The 18,277-nt window shown below is 65.3% G+C and carries 15 protein-coding genes; 7 read left to right on the top strand and 8 right to left on the bottom strand.

The features are described from left to right. Positions 1 to 273 precede the first annotated feature (273 nt). From G5S42_RS26460 to aspT (G5S42_RS26475), 4 genes are all read right to left on the bottom strand, one after another. Entirely contained in the window at positions 274 to 1,497 is a 1,224-nt protein-coding gene (locus G5S42_RS26460) for a pyridoxal-phosphate-dependent aminotransferase family protein (protein WP_176109443.1), read from the bottom strand. Positions 1,498 to 1,654: 157 nt separating this feature from the next. Beyond that, positions 1,655 to 3,319, bottom strand: a complete 1,665-nt coding sequence (locus G5S42_RS26465; protein WP_176109444.1) for a bifunctional aspartate transaminase/aspartate 4-decarboxylase — start codon at positions 3,317 to 3,319, stop codon at positions 1,655 to 1,657. A 123-nt stretch (positions 3,320 to 3,442) separates the two neighbouring features. Then, positions 3,443 to 5,125 carry an aspartate-alanine antiporter gene (gene aspT, locus G5S42_RS26470; RefSeq protein WP_176109445.1) on the bottom strand — a complete coding sequence of 561 codons (1,683 nt, stop codon included), beginning with the start codon at positions 5,123 to 5,125 and terminating at the stop codon, positions 3,443 to 3,445. 134 nt (positions 5,126 to 5,259) lie between these two features. Then, positions 5,260 to 6,945 (bottom strand): aspartate-alanine antiporter, encoded by a 1,686-nt coding sequence (gene aspT, locus G5S42_RS26475; RefSeq protein WP_176109446.1) that lies wholly within the window; start codon positions 6,943 to 6,945, stop codon positions 5,260 to 5,262. A gap of 461 nt (positions 6,946 to 7,406) precedes the next feature. Here aspT (G5S42_RS26475) and G5S42_RS26480 point away from each other — a divergent pair, with 461 nt between their 5' ends. Then, the gene (locus tag G5S42_RS26480) at positions 7,407 to 8,402 is read left to right on the top strand and encodes a 2-hydroxyacid dehydrogenase (RefSeq protein WP_176109447.1); all 996 of its coding nucleotides are present in this window, start codon (positions 7,407 to 7,409) and stop codon (positions 8,400 to 8,402) included. Between the two features lie 44 nt (positions 8,403 to 8,446). Here G5S42_RS26480 and G5S42_RS26485 read toward each other — a convergent pair whose 3' ends face one another. Then, positions 8,447 to 9,025, bottom strand: coding sequence for a plasmid fertility inhibition factor family protein (locus G5S42_RS26485; RefSeq protein ID WP_176110646.1), 579 nt, complete (start codon positions 9,023 to 9,025; stop codon positions 8,447 to 8,449). A 142-nt stretch (positions 9,026 to 9,167) separates the two neighbouring features. Between G5S42_RS26485 and G5S42_RS26490 the strand changes: the two genes are divergently transcribed. From G5S42_RS26490 to G5S42_RS26510, 5 genes are all read left to right on the top strand, one after another. Further along, positions 9,168 to 10,001 carry a crotonase/enoyl-CoA hydratase family protein gene (locus tag G5S42_RS26490; RefSeq protein ID WP_176109448.1) on the top strand — a complete coding sequence of 278 codons (834 nt, stop codon included), beginning with the start codon at positions 9,168 to 9,170 and terminating at the stop codon, positions 9,999 to 10,001. Positions 10,002 to 10,035: 34 nt separating this feature from the next. Next, positions 10,036 to 10,428 carry an SRPBCC family protein gene (locus G5S42_RS26495; RefSeq protein ID WP_176109449.1) on the top strand — a complete coding sequence of 131 codons (393 nt, stop codon included), beginning with the start codon at positions 10,036 to 10,038 and terminating at the stop codon, positions 10,426 to 10,428. Positions 10,429 to 10,601: 173 nt separating this feature from the next. Continuing rightward, the gene (locus tag G5S42_RS26500) at positions 10,602 to 11,759 is read left to right on the top strand and encodes an MFS transporter (protein WP_176109450.1); all 1,158 of its coding nucleotides are present in this window, start codon (positions 10,602 to 10,604) and stop codon (positions 11,757 to 11,759) included. A 70-nt stretch (positions 11,760 to 11,829) separates the two neighbouring features. Continuing rightward, positions 11,830 to 12,378, top strand: coding sequence for a hypothetical protein (locus tag G5S42_RS26505; protein ID WP_176109451.1), 549 nt, complete (start codon positions 11,830 to 11,832; stop codon positions 12,376 to 12,378). 40 nt (positions 12,379 to 12,418) lie between these two features. After that, the gene (locus G5S42_RS26510; protein ID WP_176109452.1) at positions 12,419 to 13,579 is read left to right on the top strand and encodes an MFS transporter; all 1,161 of its coding nucleotides are present in this window, start codon (positions 12,419 to 12,421) and stop codon (positions 13,577 to 13,579) included. Between the two features lie 52 nt (positions 13,580 to 13,631). Here the strand turns inward: G5S42_RS26510 and G5S42_RS45490 are convergent, their stop codons facing one another. Beyond that, positions 13,632 to 13,973 carry a hypothetical protein gene (locus G5S42_RS45490; RefSeq protein WP_312883612.1) on the bottom strand — a complete coding sequence of 114 codons (342 nt, stop codon included), beginning with the start codon at positions 13,971 to 13,973 and terminating at the stop codon, positions 13,632 to 13,634. On the opposite strand from G5S42_RS45490, the gene G5S42_RS26515 reads away from it, so the two are divergent. Then, complete coding sequence (locus tag G5S42_RS26515; RefSeq protein WP_312883613.1) at positions 13,957 to 15,489, top strand: outer membrane protein assembly factor BamB family protein; 1,533 nt, start codon at positions 13,957 to 13,959, stop codon at positions 15,487 to 15,489. The two genes, G5S42_RS45490 and G5S42_RS26515, sit on opposite strands and share 17 nt — an antisense overlap. 107 nt (positions 15,490 to 15,596) lie before the next feature. Here G5S42_RS26515 and fahA read toward each other — a convergent pair whose 3' ends face one another. Then, positions 15,597 to 16,895, bottom strand: a complete 1,299-nt coding sequence (gene fahA / locus G5S42_RS26520; protein WP_176109454.1) for a fumarylacetoacetase — start codon at positions 16,893 to 16,895, stop codon at positions 15,597 to 15,599. Next, positions 16,892 to 18,238 (bottom strand): homogentisate 1,2-dioxygenase, encoded by a 1,347-nt coding sequence (hmgA, locus tag G5S42_RS26525; RefSeq protein ID WP_176109455.1) that lies wholly within the window; start codon positions 18,236 to 18,238, stop codon positions 16,892 to 16,894. The genes fahA and hmgA overlap by 4 nt, the downstream gene beginning before the upstream one ends. Positions 18,239 to 18,277: the final 39 nt, after the last annotated feature.

Raw genomic sequence — 18,277 nt, forward strand, 5'->3', positions numbered from 1 at the left:
GACCTACTTTACGTTTCCGCCTGATCTCGATACGTGCGCCGGCGCACAGAGAGCAAAAGAAAGTATGAACAGAAAAAACCCTTTCGAAAGGCGCTCAGCCTTATTGCGTAAGGGTTTCGCCAATTATGCATTTGTTATGTAAAAACGTTGCGAAGCATTAATTTATTGCAACGCGATAATGGCGGAAAAAAACTTTCTAATGGGACTATAAAGTGCTGGATCGCACAAAAAATACGCGCTGCGAATGCTATTCGTAGCGCGTCGGAAAATGCCTTATTTACCTTCGCTCAATCCGCGCTCGAGCGCCGCGACACCCGCCGGCAGATCGACCTTGACGCCAAGATCGACCATCGTGCGGCCGAGCGCGTGCACGGTGCGAAACAGGTTGTGCTCGCGGCACTGCTCGCCCATCTGGCCGATCCGCACGATCGGCAAACCGAACGAGCCAGCGATTTCCACCTGATGCTGTCGCGAGATATGCGCGCAGACGTCGGCGGGACTCAGGCCGTCAGGCACCTCGATGCCGATCACCGAGTTGAGCCGGCAATTCTCCGGCGCATACAGTTGCAGGCCCATCGCGGTGACGCCCTGCTGCAACGCGAGCGAGCATTTCAGATGGCGCGCGAAGCGCTTCTCCAGCGTTTCCGCGCAGACGAGCCGCAGCGCCTCGTGCAAAGCGAGTACGCCCGACACCGGTGCCGTGTAGTGATAGCCGGCGTTGTGCCAGAAGTTTTCCGCCAGCGACGCATCGAGGCACCAGTGCGTGTTGGGCACCGTGCGGCCTTTGACGCGCGCCCACGCCGCGTCTGAGAACGCGATCAGCGACACACCCGGAATCGACGACAAGCCCTTCTGGCCGCCGGTAATCACCGCGTCGATGCCCCAGTTGTCCATTTCGAGCGGCATCGTGCTCAGCGTGCAGACGGCGTCCACGATCACGAGCGCGCCGGCTTCCTTCGCGAGCGCGACGATGTCTTTCAGATGATGGTTCCACACGGTGTTCGAAGTCTCGCCCTGCACGACCGTGACGACCTCGGGACGCTCGCGGCGCAGCGCGTCGGCGACCTGATCGAGACTCGCGACCGTGCGGTCCGCGACTTCGAGCGTGGTCACCTTCGCGCCGACGCGCCGGCTCATTTCGCCCATGCGGTCGCTGAAGAAGCCGTTCTTGATGCACAGCATGCGCGTGCCTTCCCACGCGAGATTGCAGATCGCCATCTCCATCGCGCCCGATCCCGGTCCTGCCACGCCGAGCACCCACTTCGACTGCGTCTGGAACACGTAGCGCGCCATCGTCTTCACCTGGTTCACCACCTTCGCCATCGTGCCGCCCAGATGGTTGATCACGATCGCATTGGCCTTCGCGACCGCGGCGGGAATCGGCACGGGACCGGCGCCCATCATCAGCAGCGGTTCTTCGGGAAGGATGGCGTCGAGCGATTCGACAACCGGACAGGGGACGGACGAAGCAACGGTAGTAGAGGTTGAAGTCGGCATGATCGGTGTGTGAAGGTGAAGCGCAAAGGAACGAACGGCCTCGCCGCAGATATGCCGCTCGAGGCCGTTCGTCCGATCATTCACCGAACCGCGCGATTGCGCAAGTTTTTTGGCCAGGGTCGCGGGCCGCCAGGCGCGACCGGTACACCCTCGCCAGTCACTTCATCACCTTGCTCTTGTCGAGCTTGCTGCCGGTCGCCGCGTTGTAGCGCTCGACATACTCCTCGATCAGCCTGCGCATCGCCCGACCGATCTTGCGATAGTCGGACTCGTTCAGATTGGCGAGCGACACGCGCCCCGACGGGTGCTGGGTGCCGAAGCCGCGGCCCGGCAGCAGCACCACGCGCGCCTCGCGCGCGAGCCGGAACAGCAGCTCGGACGGCTCGGTGTTCTTCAGCAGCCAGTCGACGAACTCGCGCCCGTAGGCTCTTTCACCGAGGAATTCGATGTCGACGATCGTGTAGTAGTCGACCTGGTTCGGATCGTCGTCCTCGAACGCGATGCCCACTTCCTCGTACAGCGCCTGCTTGCGCTTGCGGATCAGGCGCTTCAGCGCGTTCTTGTACGCGTCGGGCGTGTCCATCAAGGAGAACAGCGAGAACAGCACCATCTGCACCTGCTGCGGCGTCGACAACCCGGCCGTGTGATTGAGCGCGACGGTGCGGCTGTCGGCCACGAGCCGGTCGATGAACTTCAGCTTGTCGGGCTCGGTCGTGATCGACTCGTAGCGACGATGCAGCTCCTTCTTCACGTCGGCCGGCAGTTCGCCGATCAGCTTGTCGAGCACGTTGTCACGATGCGTGGCCACCGCGCCGAGACGCCAGCCGGTCGCGCCGAAATACTTCGAGTACGAATAGACGAGGATCGTGTTCTTCGGCGCGAGCGCGAACAGCGACACGAAGTTGTCGGCGAACGTGCCGTATACGTCGTCGGTCAGCAGGATCAGATCGGGCCGATCCTTGACGATATCCGCGACGTGCTCGAGGCTCGCGTCGTCGATCTTCACCGACGGCGGATTGCTCGGGTTCACGAGGAAGAACGCCTTCACTTTCGGATCGCGCAGCTTGTCGAGCTCCTGCTTCGAGTACTGCCAGCCGTGCGCGACGTCGGCATTGATATGCACGACTTTCAGCTGATAGTCGTTCAGCGCCGGGATCTCGATGTAGGGCGTAAAGATCGGCATGCCGAGCGCGATCGAGTCGCCCGCCTTGATCAGATGGTTCTCGCGCATCGTGTTGAAGATGTAGGTCATCGCCGCAGTACCGCCTTCTACGGCGAAGATGTCGAACTCGCCGATGAACGGATGCTTGCCGATCATCTCGCGGCGCAGATACTGGCCGACGATGATTTCCGACAGCTTCAGCATGCGGTCGGGCACCGGGTAGTTCGACGCGAGAATGCCCTCGCACATCTCATACAGAAAGTCGGTCCCGGACAGCCCGAGCTGATCGCGCACGTACGACACCGCGCCGCGCAGAAAGTCGATGCCGGGCACGCCGCGGTTCTCGCGTATAAACAGGTCGAAGCGCTCCGCGAGTCCGTCGCGGCGCGGAAAACCGCCGACGCCTTCGGGCATGTACGCAAACGAGCGCTCGGACTCGCGCATCGCGAACAGGCCGAGCTGCCAGAAGCCGTGGCGAGGGATCGTCGCGAGAAAGTTCGGATTGCCACGGCCGGCGTTGAGCATCGCGATGTTGGCGGCCCGCTCGACCGCGCCGCCGCCGGCGGCCTTGATCAGTTCGTCCTTCAGTTCGAACGGGCTCAGCGCGGCAAGACCCGCGTCCACGCCCGAGCGTTTCTTATCGCCCTTCTCTTTAGCCATGATGCGTTCTCCAGTGAAGAGGTGAAACACGCCGGCGTGGCGAGGGGTCCCGGTTGCGGCCGGCTACAGGGATCGATACGCAACGGCTTTCGACAACCGTGCGATCAACGTCGGGGGAGCGCGCTACACGAGCCCGACGACCAGCGGCCCGAGCAGTGTCAGCGCGACGTTCGCGATCGCATAGGTGATCGCGAACGGCACGGTCGGCACCGCGCTTTCGGCCTTATCGAGCACGCCGCCGAACGCCGGGTTGGCGCTGCGCGAACCGGACAGCGCGCCGGCCAGAATCGCCGCGTTGTTGTAGCGCAGCACGTAACGGCCGAACAGCATCGTCAGCAGAAGCGGAAACAGCGTGACGAACACGCCGAGCAGGAAGATGGTCACGCCGCTTTGCTTGACCGTGACGACCGCCTGCAGGCCCGAGTTCAGACCGACCACCGCGACGAACGCGGCGAGCCCGAAGTCCTTCAGCAATTGCGAAGCGGCCGACGGCATCACGCCGTACATCGGATGCTTGCCGCGCATCCAGCCGAACAGCAGGCCCGCCAGCAGACAGCCGCCGCCCGAGCCGAGCGTGAGCGGCACGCCGCCCACGTTGACGACGATCAGCCCGATCAGCAGACCGATCACGAGGCCGACGCCCATGTAGATGAAATCGGTCTTGTTGCTGTACGGCAGCTCGTAGCCGGCAGCTTCGACCGCGCGCTTGGTATCTTTCGGCGCGCCGTAGAAGGTGATCACGTCGCCGTGCTGCAGCTCGGTTTCGGGCAACACCGGCAGCGGCTGCCCGACGCGCGTGATGCTCTGCACGTAGACGCCGTGCCGCATGTCGCGATCGATCATCTGGCGCGCGGCCGCGATCGTCGTGTGATTCATGCCCTTGCGCGTGAACACGCCTTCGCGCGTCTGCATCACGACGCCGATGTCCTCGGCGTCGCCGACCTCGTTGCCTTTCGCGCCGAACGCGACGACCGCCTCGCGGCGGCCCACGACGAGCACGATGTCGTCGGGTTGCAGCACGAAGTCGGGCTTCGGCTCGATCTGCTGGTTACCGCGCTTGACGCGCTCGATCGTCAGACCTTCGCCGTGCAGCGACTCGACCGCCTGCACGCTCTTGCCGGCGCTGAAGTCGATCCGGTATGCGCGCCCGACCAGTTCGGGCAGCGCCGCCACCTGCCCCGGTCCGCGCGTCGGCGCGCCCGACGACAGCTCGCGCTCCGCCTCGATCGACGCTTCGCGCAAGCCCTGGCCCATGAACTTCGGCAGGATGTTCACGCACACGATGATCGCGCCGAGCGAACCGAACACGTAGGTGACCGCGTACGCGATCGCGACGTCCGATTGCAGCGATCTGACCTGATCGGCGGGCAGGCCGAGCCGCGCGATCGCGTCGCCCGCGGTGCCGATGATCGCCGACTGCGTGAGCGCGCCGCCCGCGAGTCCGGCCGCGAGCCCCTTGTTCAGATGGAACAGCTTCGCGCACACGACCACCGTGATCAGCGCGGTGACCGCGAGAAACACGGCCATCGCGATCTCGCGCAGCGTCTTGCGGTTCAGCGAGTTGAAGAAGCCGGGCCCGGAGTCGTAGCCGACCGCGTAGATGAACACCGCGAACATCACCGCCTTCACGCCGTTGTCGACCGTCACGCCCGCCTGGCTGATCACGACCGCCGCGAGCAGCGAGCCGCCCACGCCGCCGAGCTGGAACTTGCCGAAGTTGATCTGCCCGATGAAATAGCCGACCGCGAGCGACAGGAACAGCGCCATCTCCGGTGACTTGTGAAAGATGTTGTGTAGCCAGTCCATCGCGCCCTCGCTGAGTAGTTGTCGGGTTCGTTGGCGATACCCGGCACGGGTACGGCGCGCACCTGTGCGGCGCGAGCGCCTGATTTGCCGCGAAGTGCGAAACGCCGCGCGGCATGCGGCTTCGGCAAGTCCGGCTAGCCGAGCTTGCCGGCGAGGCCCACCACCACGGGCCCCATCAAAGGCAACAGGATGTTGGAGAGCGCATAGGTGATCGTGTAGCCGATCACCGGCGTGGAATTGCCGGCCACGCCGACGAGCGCGCTGATGGCCGGCGTACTGCACTGCTGGCCCGCGATCGCGCCGAGCAGCATCGGCGCTTCGAGCTTCAACAGCGCATGGCCGACCCATAGCGACAACAGGCCCGGCACCAGCACCATCAGGATGCCGGCGAGCGGCAGCGCGAGCCCGTACTCGCGCACGAGCTTGATCGCGTCGGGACCGGCCGACAGCCCGACCGCGGCGATGAACGTCGCGAGTCCGAAGTCCTTGAGGATCTGCGCGGCCGCCGACGGCAGCGAGCCGACCAGCGGATGGCGCGAGCGAACCCAGCCGAACAGCAGCCCCGACAGCAGACAGCCGCCGCCTGTGCCGAGCGCGAGCGTCACGCCGCCGATCGTGCCGCCGAGCCGCCCGATCGCCATACCGACCAGCACACCGAGGCCGAGATAGACGAAGTCGGTCTTTTCGGTCGGCGGCAATACATAGCCGAGCCGCTTCGCGCCACGTTCGACGTCGGCTTTCGCGCCGACCAGCGTCAGCACGTCGCCGCGATGCAGATCGGTGCCGGGCAGCGCGGGAATCGTCGATTCGAGCCGCGTGATCGCAGCGATATAAACGCCGCGCGCGTTTTCCGGCTTGGCCTGCGCGCGCAGTTGCGCGACCGTCATCCCATCGACGTCGGGCCGCGTCAGCACCACGTTGAGCCGTTGCGCGAACACCTGGCCGAAATCGGCGCCCAGCACCTCTTCACCGAGGCCAGCCGACGCCGCCGCGACGACCGCCGCGCGCCGTCCGGCGACGAGCACGACATCGCCGGCCGCGAGCCGCATCTCCATGGCGACCGGCAGGTCCGCGCCGTGGCGCTCGATCTGCTCGACGGTCAGGTTGTAGCCGTATTGCTCCTCGAGCGCGCGCACCGTGATGCCGGCGGCCTTGCCGATTCGAAACGCGCGGCCGACGAGCGCCGGCGCGGCCGCGCTCTGTCCTTCGCTGAACGCGCCCTCGCCGCCGAGCTTGCGCCACACGCGCTCGGCTTCTTCGCGCAGATTGACGCGCAGCAGCAGCGGCGCGAACTGGCTCGTAAACAGCACGATCGTGACCAGGCCGAACAGGTAGCTGACGCTGTAAGCGGTCACGATATTGGCCTGCAGACGCTGGGTTGCCGCGTCGCCGAGACCGAGCTTCGCGATCGCCTCGGACGCGGTGCCGATCACCGCCGACTCGGTCGCCGCGCCCGCGAGCAGTCCAGATGCGGTGCCGACGTCGAGCCGCAGCACGCTGACCGCGATCATGATCAGCACCAGCACCGAGACGATTTCGATCAGTGACAGCAGCCCATAGCGCCAGCCGCGCCCGATGTTCGCGAAGAACTGCGGCCCGCCGGTGAAGCCGAGCGCGAAGATGAACAGCGCGAACGCGATGTTCTTCAGGTCGGGCGCGATGCGCGCACCGCTCTGCCCGAGCACGAGCGCGACGATCAGCGTGCCGCACACGCCGCCGAGCTGAATCGGGCCGATATGAAACGAACCAATGAAATAGCCAATGGCGAGACATGCGAATAGTGCGATTTCGGGTTGCGATCTCAGCAATTCACCGATCATGTTGGCTCGCCGATTTACAGTTGATTAACGAAAAACGGAACACCAACCGTTTGAAAACCGAATCAAACCGTCTGACCAAGGTGACGCGATGGTGACGTCGCGCAGGCAACGGGCGCGATGCACGACACCTCAAAGAACGCTGCGATGACAGGAGAACCACGCAATGGATGCCGGAAGCGCCGCACAGCGGGCACCGGCGCGCCTGGACGAACGCACCGCCAGGCAATGCCGGCGGTGAAACGATTTCCCGAACGCCCGACAGTTACTCTTTCATCGCGAAGTCGCCTAACATCGTGGAAAAGATAATCTGCTGTTTGGCCAGTTTCTCGCCGCATGTTTGTACATGCTTTGTTCGGAATGCTCGTTATTTGATATTGCAGTTCGGCACCCCTGTCAATGTTATTTTTTACGAAAACCGACTTCGCAAATCACGTCTAAAGCACGCTTCTTCGGAGCCTCATATGCGCACGATCCTGTTCAGCAGTCGTCAATACGACGTCGATACATTCACCGAAGCCAATGCCGCGCATGGCTATGAACTGCATTTCCAGGAATCCCCACTCGACAGCGAGACCGCGATCCTCGCGCATGGCTACGACGTGGTCTGCCCGTTCGTCAACGACAACGTCGACGCCGCCACGCTCGAACGGCTTCATGCGGGCGGCACGCGCATGATCGCGCTGCGCTCGGCGGGCTTCAATCACGTCGACCTCGCCGCGGCCGAGCGGCTCGGCCTGCCGGTCGCGCGCGTGCCGGCCTATTCGCCGTATGCGGTCGCCGAGCACGCGGTCGGGCTGATTCTCGCGCTGAACCGGCGCCTGCCACGCGCTGTGGCGCGCACGCGCGAAGGCGACTTCTCGCTGCATGGGCTGCTCGGCTTCGACCTGCACGGCAAGACGGTCGGCGTGATCGGCACCGGCATCATCGGCCGGGTATTCGGGCGCATCATGGCGGGTTTCGGCATGCAGGTGCTCGCCTACGACCCGGGGCCGCACGCCGACGAACTGATCGCGCTCGGCGCGCGCTACGTGCCGCTCGATACCTTGCTCGCCGAATCGGACATCGTCAGTCTGCATTGCCCGCTGCTGCCCGACACCTATCATCTGATCAACCGCGCCGCGCTCGCGAAGATGAAGCGCGGCGCGATGCTGATCAACACCGGGCGCGGCGGGCTCGTCGAGGCGAACGCCCTGATCGGCGCGTTGAAGGACGGCCAGCTAGGCCATCTCGGGCTCGATGTGTACGAGGAAGAAGGCGGCATCTTCTTCGAGGATCATTCGAATCTGCCGCTGCAGGATGACGTGCTCGCGCGTCTGTTGATGTTCCCGAACGTGATCGTCACCGCGCACCAGGCGTTCTTCACGCGCGAGGCGATGACCGAGATCGCGCAGACCACGCTCGCGAACATCGCGGCGTGGCAGGCGGGCACGCCGCGCAACCTCGTGCAGGCGGGGTAGCGGTGATAACCGGGGCCTATGGGAGTTGCCGAGGACCGCGAAAGTCAGACGTCGCTGTCGCCCAGTTGGGTCGCGCGAATCTCGGTGCGGGCATCATCGGCCGCGCCGCACAGCTCACGCAGCAATGCCGCCTCGCGCTCGTGCACTTCGACCGGACACCAGCGCGCGCCCGCCTCGGCCAGATAGCGCGCGCGATGCTGGCCGTTGCGAAACGCCACCACCCCCTCGCGCTCGATGCCGATCCAGCCGAGCAGTCCCGGCGCTCGTCGCGTGGAGATCGTCACGTAGGGCATCTGCGGAATGCGCGCGCTGTCGGGATCGAGAAACTCGCGAATGCCGGGGACCTTGCCCGCGTGCCATTCGGCGACCGGCTTCAGCACGTAATCGGTGTTGTCGCGATTCGCGCACACGAGCAGCTTGCGCAGATCGACGAGCACCACCTGGTGACGCGTGCCGTCGGTGACGAATACGCGCTTCAGACGCACATGGTCGTACCACGAATGCTGACGCAACGGCACGATCCAGACCGTTTCGGCGCTGGTCGGTGCGGAGGCCGGGGATGAATTGGGCAAAGGCAGGGACAAAGGCACACTCGGCAAGCTGACGGCAGGACGCCAGCGCATTAATAGAGCGCTCACGCTACGAGCCGGATGTGACGAAAACATGACGGCCTACCGGATTAATTGCGCTGCATGAGCGGTTGGCAACCCCGCCTGATCAGCAGGCGAATACGGCGCTTCAGATACCCTTCAGGTATACATAACGATGATAACCACCGAACATTTCAATAGCCACGTGCGAATCGAATCGCATGACGTCAACGGCGTCGCGACGATCGTGCTGGACAGGCCCGCGCGGCGCAACGCGGTCGACCGCCAGGTGGCCGACGCATTGAGCGCCGCGTTCAGCCGCTTCGAGGCCGAGCCCGCATGGCGCGCGGCCGTGCTGTTCGGGGCGGGCGGCACGTTTTGCGCGGGCGCCGACCTGAGCGCACTCACCGACGACACGCGCCGCAACGAACTGCACGCCGACGGCAGCGGCCCGGGTCCGATGGGACCGACACGCACACGCTTCAGCAAGCCGGTGATCGCCGCGATCGCCGGCTACGCGGTCGCGGGTGGACTCGAGCTTGCCGCGATGTGCGATCTGCGCGTCGTCGAGGAAGACGCGGTGCTCGGCGTGTTCTGCCGGCGCGTCGGCATTCCGCTGATCGACGGTGGCACGATCCGGCTGCCGCGGCTGATCGGTTTGTCGCGCGCGCTCGATCTGATCCTGACCGGCCGCGCGGTCGATGCGCGCGAAGCCCTCGCGTTAGGGCTCGCCAACCGCGTGGTGCCGAAGGGCGAAGCGCGCGCGGCCGCCGAGCAACTGGCCGCGGAGCTCGCGGCGTTTCCGCAGGCGGCGCTGCTCGCCGATCGCCGCTCCGTGCTCGAGAACAGCACGCTTGAAGATCTCACCGAGGCGTTGCGGCGCGAAGGCGCGGGCGGCTACGCGGCGGTCTTCGCCGAGGGCGTGGCGGGCGCGGCGCGCTTTGCGTCGGGCGCGGGCCGTCATGGCGACAGGTTCGACGCGGATCAGCCGGCGCCGCCCAATCGTTGAGACATGCTTACCTGAATCGAAGAGAGGAACTGCGATGGCTACGATCTACCGGGAAATCGCCGTGGAAACCGCCGCGGCCGATGCATGGGCCGCGCTGCGCGATCCCGCCGACGTCGCCCGCGCGTTCGCGGGCGTGCTGACCGAGGCGCGCATGGAAGGCGAGCTGCGCTGGGTCACGTTCGCCGACGGCACCGTGGTCGAGGAACGCGTGATCGCCGTCGACGATGCGCACCTGCGGCTCGCCTACTCGGTGGGCGGCGGACGCTTCGAGCATCATCACTCGACGTTGCAGGTCGTCGCCGACACGCCCACGCGTTGCCGCGTGATCTGGATCAGCGACTTCAAGCCCGACGAGCGCGCAACCGTGGTCGAAATGCTGGTGGATGCGGGCTGCGCGGCGCTGCAGCGCAACCTGGCGCGACACTGAGCGCCGCTTTCCATAAAAACAACAGCCGCCCTGACGGCCTGCAAGGCAGATTTGACTTAGGTAGAATCCCCTACTGTTTTCCCCTATCCGGCGACAGCGTTTCCGCCTTCGGAAACGGCCGCCCGGCGCCTGTTTTTCGCGCCGCTTCACGCGCCACACGCCCCATCATCGCCATGCCTTTGCCTCTGCTTGCCCTTGCCGTTGCCGCGTTTGGAATCGGTACCACCGAGTTCGTCATCATGGGGCTGTTGCCCGACGTCGCGCGCGATCTGTCCGTGTCGATTCCGGCGGCTGGCATGCTGGTGTCCGCGTATGCGCTCGGCGTGACGATCGGCGCGCCGATCGTCGCGATCGCGGTCGCCAACATGCCCCGCAAGAAGGCGCTGATGAGCCTGATCGGCGTGTTCATCGTCGGCAATCTGCTGTGCGCGATCGCGCCGGGTTACGCGGTGCTGATGGCCGCGCGCATCGTCACGGCGTTCTGCCACGGCGCGTTTTTCGGCATCGGCTCGGTGGTCGCGGCAGGCCTCGTCGCGCCGAATCGCCGCGCGCAGGCGATCGCGTTGATGTTCACCGGCCTCACGCTCGCCAATGTGCTCGGCGTGCCGCTCGGCACCGCGCTCGGCCAGGCGGTCGGCTGGCGCGCCACATTCTGGGCCGTGACCGGCATCGGTGTGCTGGCGGCGGCCGCGCTCGCGGTGTGCCTGCCTGCGAAGATCAAGATGCACAAGGCGAGCCTCGTGCGCGAGTTCAGCGTGCTGAAGAGCCCGCAGGTGCTGATGGTGCTCGGCATCAGCGTGCTTGCGTCGGCGAGCCTGTTTTCGACCTTTACCTACATCACGCCGATTCTCGAGGACGTGACCGGCTTCACGCCGCACGCGGTCACGCTGGTGCTGCTGCTGTTCGGCCTCGGTCTGACGGTCGGCAGCACGCTCGGCGGCAAGCTCGCGGACTGGCGGCTGATGCCGTCGCTGCTCGCGTTCCTGATGGCGATCGTCGTGATTCTGTGCGTGTTCGCGGGCACGATGCACGCGCGCATTCCGGCGATGCTGACCGTGTTCGTGTGGGGTGTGCTCGCATTCGCGATCGTGCCGCCGCTGCAGATGCTGATCGTCGATCGCGCGAGTCATGCGCCGAATCTTGCGTCGACGCTGAATCAGGGCGCGTTCAACCTCGGCAACGCGACCGGCGCGTGGCTCGGCGGCATGGCGATCGGCGCTGGCGCGCCGCTGACGACGCTGCCGTGGGTCGGCGTCGCGACCGCGCTGGGTGCGCTGTTGCTGACGTTGTGGTCGGTGTCGATCGAGCGGCGGGTGGCGGTGGCGGGGTGAGCTTGCCGGCCGAAGTCGTGGTTCGAGAAAGCGATCACACCATTCTGCACTTTGCCTATAAATCTCTTCGATGAAGCATCCCATCGTCTACACGACTACCCCTGCCACCGGCGTTTCCGCCGTCATGCGGTGGGATGAACAGAGCTCTACGCTGACCTGTGAGGTCACATATCCGCCTTTGGCTGCGCCGCCGGACCCGCAAAACAATCTCAGCGACTTGCTGGATGCACGCTTCCACATTGGCGCGCCCCGTTATGTCCTCACGGCGGGCACCTTATCGATGCTTGTCGACCAGCATCACCGATTGACCGGATTGGACTTTTACACCAATCCTGAGCGATGGGCCGTCCGCACGTCCGAACTGGCAGAGCCAAGCGACGAAACTCCACACATCGAGTCAGAATTCGACGCCCACGGACATGCGGACGACATGGGCGCGCCGGAGGTCTTTTACGAGCCTCGCGACGGCACCCTTTATCTGTCGTGGGGTAACGTGTCTCACTGGTACGGTATTGCGCCAACGCTCGCGATCGGCGTCGATGACGACGAGCGTCTCACGCAAATCCGTCTGAGCGGTCTGACGATACCGCCGCGACGCGGCAATCCGCCGATGGGATGAAGATCGCGCGCCCCCCGCACGCGTAGTAGCATCGCCGCCGATGAAAGTCATCCTCACCCGCGATTTCCTGGCGCTGATCCTGAGCGTCGCCGTCGTCGGACTCGGCAGCGGCGCCACCCTTCCCCTCACCGCCCTCGCGCTCGCCCAAGCCGGTTACGGCACCGACGTGGTCGGCCTGTTGACCGCCGCGCAGGCGGGCGGCGGTCTCGCCGTGGTGCCGCTCGCCGGCTGGATCGCGGCGCGCTTCGGCGGCCGTCAGGTGATCGTCGGCGCGGTGCTGGTGGTGGCCTGCGCGACCGCGCTGATGCAGCTCACCGCGAACCTGTGGCTATGGGCGCTGCTGCGCGTGCTGTGCGGCGCGGCGCTGATGCTGCTGTTCACGATCGGCGAAGCGTGGGTCAACCAGCTCGCCGACGATGCGTCGCGCGGCCGCGTGATCGCGATCTACGCGACCAACTTCACGCTGTTCCAGATGTCGGGGCCGGTGCTGGTGAGCCAGATCGCGGGCTTCACGCAGGGACGCTTTCTGCTGTGCGGCGCGATCTTCCTGCTCGCGCTGCCGCTGCTCGCGGCGATCCGCGCCACGCCGCATGCATCGAGCGAAGAACACGCCGAGCATGGCGGCTGGCGTCGCGTACTGCCGCGCATGCCCGCGCTCGTGATTGGCACCGGCTTCTTCGCTCTGTTTGACACGATCGCGCTATCGCTGCTGCCGCTGTTCGCGATGTCGCATGGCATTTCGAGCGAAGTGGCCGTGCTGTTCGCGTCCGCGCTGCTGCTCGGGGACACGACGATGCAGTTTCCGATCGGCTGGCTCGCCGACCGGCTCGGTCGCGAACGGGTGCATATCGGCTGCGGCATCGTGGTCGTCGCGTTGTTGCCGCTGCTGCCGTGGGCAGTCGGCTTGCCGTGGCTGCGCTGGCCGCTGTTGTACGTGCTCGGCGCGGCCGCGGGCGCGATCTACACGCTGTCGCTGGTGGCCTGCGGCGAGCGCTTTCGCGGTGTCGCGCTGGTGTCGGCGAGTTCGCTGGTCGGCGCGTCGTGGAGCGCGGCGAGCTTCGGCGGCCCGCTCGTCGCCGGCGCGTTGATGAAAACGGTCGGCCACGATGCGGTGATCGGCGTGCTGTTGTGCGCGGCGCTCGCGTTTCTGGTGGCGGCGTGGTGGGAGCGTCGGCGGATCACGCTGCGGGCGGCGAGTTGACGATTAGACGCTAGTTGCTGGCTTTTACGATCTATACGCCGGGTGATAATCTTCAACCCACGTTGCGCGGGCACTCGACACGGCCCATATTTGGTGGTGCCACCGCAAGCAACGGGGAGTCCGCCATGGTCTCGATGCGCTTGTTGCTCCGTGCCAGCCTGTTGGGCACGGCGATCGCGGTAGCCGCGATCGTCGCCGCAAACTGTGGAGGCGGCGGAGGCGGAAACAGCAGTGCCCCGACGGGCACGAGCGCCGGCGGCAGCGCCTCATCCGGCGCATCGACCCCAGCCGCGGCAAGCGGCGGCAGCACCACCACCGGTGGCACCACGAGCGGCGGCACCGGCACCGGTACCTCGGGCAGCGGTTCGGGCACGTCGATGGGCGATACATCCACGGCAGCCGTGCAGGACGTGCTCACATATCACAACGACATTGCGCGCACCGGCCAGAACCTCGGCGAATCCACGCTGACGCCCGCCAACGTGACGGCGACGAAGTTCGGCAAGGTCGGCTTCTTTAGTGTCGACGGCAAGGTCGACGCGCAGCCGCTATTCGTCGCTTCGCTGGCGATCGCAGGCGGCACGCACAACGTGCTATACGTCGCGACCGAGAACGACACCGTGTACGCATTCGATGCCGACACCGGCGCGACCCTGTGGCAGGTGCGCACACTCGGCAGCGGCGAAACTCCGAGCGACGATCTCGGCTGCAGCCAGATCGTGAACACGATCGGCATCACCTCGACACCGGTGATCGACCGTTCGCGCGGCACGCACGGCACGATCTATGTCGTCGCGATGTCGAAGGACGCGGCCGGCGGCTACCATCATCGCATTCACGCGCTCGACCTCGCGACCGGCGCCGAACTGCTGAACGGTCCCACCGAAGTCGCCGTCGCCTCTTACCCGGGCACTGGCGCGGGCAATACGAACGGAGTCCTGCCGTTCACCACGTCGTTGTACGCGGAGCGCGCGGGGCTGCTATTGCTCGGCAGCACGCTTTACACATCATGGACCTCGCACTGCGACCACGGCGGCTATACCGGCTGGATCATGGGCTACGGCGCCGACACGTTGCAGCAGACCACCGTGCTCAACGTGACGCCTAACGGCATCGGCGGCGCGATCTGGATGAGTGGCGCGGGACCGGCGTCGGACGGCTCGTCGATCTATCTGCTCGATGCGAACGGCACCTTCGAAACGACGATGACCTCGAGCGGCTTTCCGGCCAACAACGACTTCGGCAATACGTTCCTGAAGCTCGGCACGTCGGGCGGCCTGTCGGTCGCGGACTACTTCGCGATGACGAACCTCGTGCAGGAGTCCAACGACGACATCGACCTCGGCTCCGGCGGCGCACTGGTGCTGCCGGACCTGACCGACGCGAACGGCGTCGTGCAGCATCTGACGCTCGGCGCGGGCAAGGACAGCACCATCTACGTGCTGAATCGCGATTCGATGGGCAAGTTCAACCCGACGACCGACAACATCTATCAGGAGATTCCCGCGCAGCTGGCCGGCGGCGAGTTCGGCATGCCCGCCTATTTCAACGGGCGCGTGTATTTCGGCTCGGTCGGCGATCATCTGAAGGCATTCACCGTGACCAATGCGAAGCTGTCGATCACCCCAACCGCGCAAAGCGCGATGACGTTCGCCTATCCCGGCACGACGCCGAGCATCTCGGCGAATGGCACGACGAATGGCATCGTATGGGCCGCCGAAAACGGCAACGTCGCGGCACTGCATGCGTTCGACCCGGTCACGCTCAACGAGCTTTACAACAGCAACCAGATGGGCACGCGCGATCAATTCGGCACCGGCAACAAGTTCATCACACCGATGATCGCGAACGGCAAGGTGTATGTCGGCACGACGAACGGCGTGGCCGTGTTCGGCTTGCTGGGTGGGTGAAGCGGACGACGCGCCGGGTCATTGCGACACGGCGCGCCCACGGTCTCGCACAAACGACGAGGGCCGGCATTCGTTGCCGGCCCTCGTTCATCGTGACTGCCGCGCGCTCACTCTCGCGCCGGCAGAATCTCTCCGGCACACGCGCCGAACCCGACGCGATACCCGTCGCCCTGGCACCAGCCGACCAGCGTCAACTCATCGCCGTCCTCGATGAACGTGCGCGTACCGCCCTCCTGCAGCTCCAGCGGCTTCTTGCCGTTCCACGTCAGTTCGAGCAGGCTGCCGTACGAATCCTCGGTCGGCCCGCTGATCGTCCCCGAGCCCATCAGGTCGCCCACCCGCGTATTGCAGCCTGCCACCGTGTGATGCGCGAGTTGCTGCGCCATCGTCCAGTACATGAATTTGAAGTTGGTCCGCGCGATCGTGCTCGCTTGCCGCGCGCGTGGCGCGCGCAAGCTCACTTCGAGGTGAATGTCGAACGCATGCTTTCCTCGATGCCGCAGATACGCGAGCGGCTCTGGCTCCTGCACCGGCTGCGCGACGCGAAACGGTTCGAGCGCATCGAGCGTGACGACCCACGGCGAAATCGTCGTCGCGAAGGTTTTCGCGTTGAACGGACCGAGCGGCACGTATTCCCATTGCTGGATGTCGCGCGCGCTCCAGTCGTTGAGCAGCACCATGCCGAAGATGTGCGCTTCCGCGTCCTCGCACGCGATCGGCTCCCCCAGCGCATTGCCGCCGCCGATAATGAAACCCGTCTCCAGTTCGATATCGAGCTTGCGGCACGCGCCGAACACCGGCCGCTCCTGTTCCGGCAGCTTCAGCTGACCATTCGGACGACGCACCGGCGTGCCGCTCACGACCACCGACGACGCCCGTCCGTTGTAGCCGATCGGCATCTCCGACCAGTTCGGCAGCAGCGCATTCTTCGGATCGCGGAACATCGAGCCGACATTGGTCGCATGTTCCTTCGACGAATAGAAATCCGTGTAGCCCGGAATCTGCACCGGCAGATGCAGACGCGCATCGGCCTGACTCATCAGCACCTTCGCGCGCAACGCGGCATCGTCGCGCAGCGTCGCGGTGTCGCGCGCGAGCAGTTGGCTCAGCTGGATTCGAACGCTGCGCCATGCGTCGCGGCCGAGCGCGATGAAATCGTTCAGCGCATCGCGCGCGAACACGTTCTGCGCCGGCACGCTCAGCAGACCCGCTGCCTGCAACGCGCCGAGATCGACGATCTGATCGCCGATCGCGACGCCCACGCGGCGCGCGTCGTTGCCACGATCGCTGAAAATGCCGAACGGCAGGTTCTGGATCGGGAAGTCGCTAGCCGGCTCGTTGGCCGACTCGATCCAGCTTTTGCGCGACGCATCGAGCGTCGCCTGGAGATCGTTCACCGCGTTCATCGTTGCTCCGGATTGAAGTGTTTCTCGAGGCCTTGCCAGCACTCGTAGTAATGCGCCTGCAGTTGCGCGGTTTCGAGCGCGAAGCGCGTCGGCTTGATCAGCGTGCGTGTTTCGAACATGAAGGCCATCGTGTCGTCGACCTTCTTCGGCACCGAGGTATCGATATGCGACGCCTTCTCGAACGTGTCCGCGTCCGGACCGTGGCCCGTCATGCAGTTGTGCAGGCTCGCGCCGCCGGGCACGAAGCCCTCGGCCTTCGCGTCGTAGACGCCATGCACGAGCCCCATGAACTCGCTCGCGACGTTGCGATGGAACCAGGGCGGGCGGAACGTATCTTCGGCGGCGAGCCAGCGCGGCGGGAAGATCACGAAGTCGATCGTATCGACGCCCGGCGTGTCGCTTTGCGATTGCAGCACGAGGAAGATCGACGGGTCCGGATGATCGAAGCTGATCGAGCCGATCGTGTTGAAGCGGCGCAGGTCATATTTGTACGGCGCGTAGTTGCCGTGCCACGCGACCACGTCGAGAGGGGAATGGCCGATGTCCGCGCGCCACAGATTGCCGTTCATCTTCGCGACGAGTTCGAACGCGCCTTCGCGGTCTTCATACGCGGCGTGCGGCGTCAGAAAATCGCGCGGATTCGCGAGACCGTTGGAGCCGATCGGCCCCAGTTCCGGCAGACGCAGCAGCGCGCCAAAGTTCTCGCAGATATAGCCGCGCGCGCTGCCGTCCGGCAGGCTGACCGCGAAGCGCACGCCGCGCGGAATCACTGCGATCTCGAACGGCTCGATATCGACACGGCCCATTTCGGTCGCGATATGCAGGCGGCCTTGTTGCGGCACGATCAGCAGTTCGCCGTCGGCGTTGTAGAAGAAGCGGTTCTGCATCGAACGGTTCGCCGCGTACAGATGGATCGCGCAACCGCTCATCGCTTCTGCCGAGCCGTTGCCCGCCATCGTGACCCAACCGTCGATGAAATCGGTCGGCTCGCCCGGCATCGGCAGCGGGTCCCAGCGCAGCTGGTTCGGCGGCGTCGGCGGCACCTCGGCGAAGTTCGCGACGAGCCGCTCCGACGGCAGCATCGTGAACGGCTTGTGCATCGCCGCCGGGCGAATCCGGTACAGCCACGAGCGACGGTTGTGACCGCGTGGCGCCGTAAACGCCGTGCCCGAAATCTGCTCGGCATACAAACCATAGGCCGCGCGCTGCGGCGAGTTGCGGCCGGTCGGCAGCGCGCCCGGCAACGCCTCGGTCGCGAATTCGTTGGCGAAACCCGACTGATAGCCGGGCTCGATTTCAGGTCGCAGGCGTTGGTCGGCCGGCGTACGTGTTGAGGTATCCATACAAGGTTCTCCGCGAGTTGCTCGATTCTTTCCCGGGTG

Origin of the sequence: Paraburkholderia youngii (assembly GCF_013366925.1) — a bacterium.
In the GTDB taxonomy this organism is placed as follows: domain Bacteria; phylum Pseudomonadota; class Gammaproteobacteria; order Burkholderiales; family Burkholderiaceae; genus Paraburkholderia; species Paraburkholderia youngii.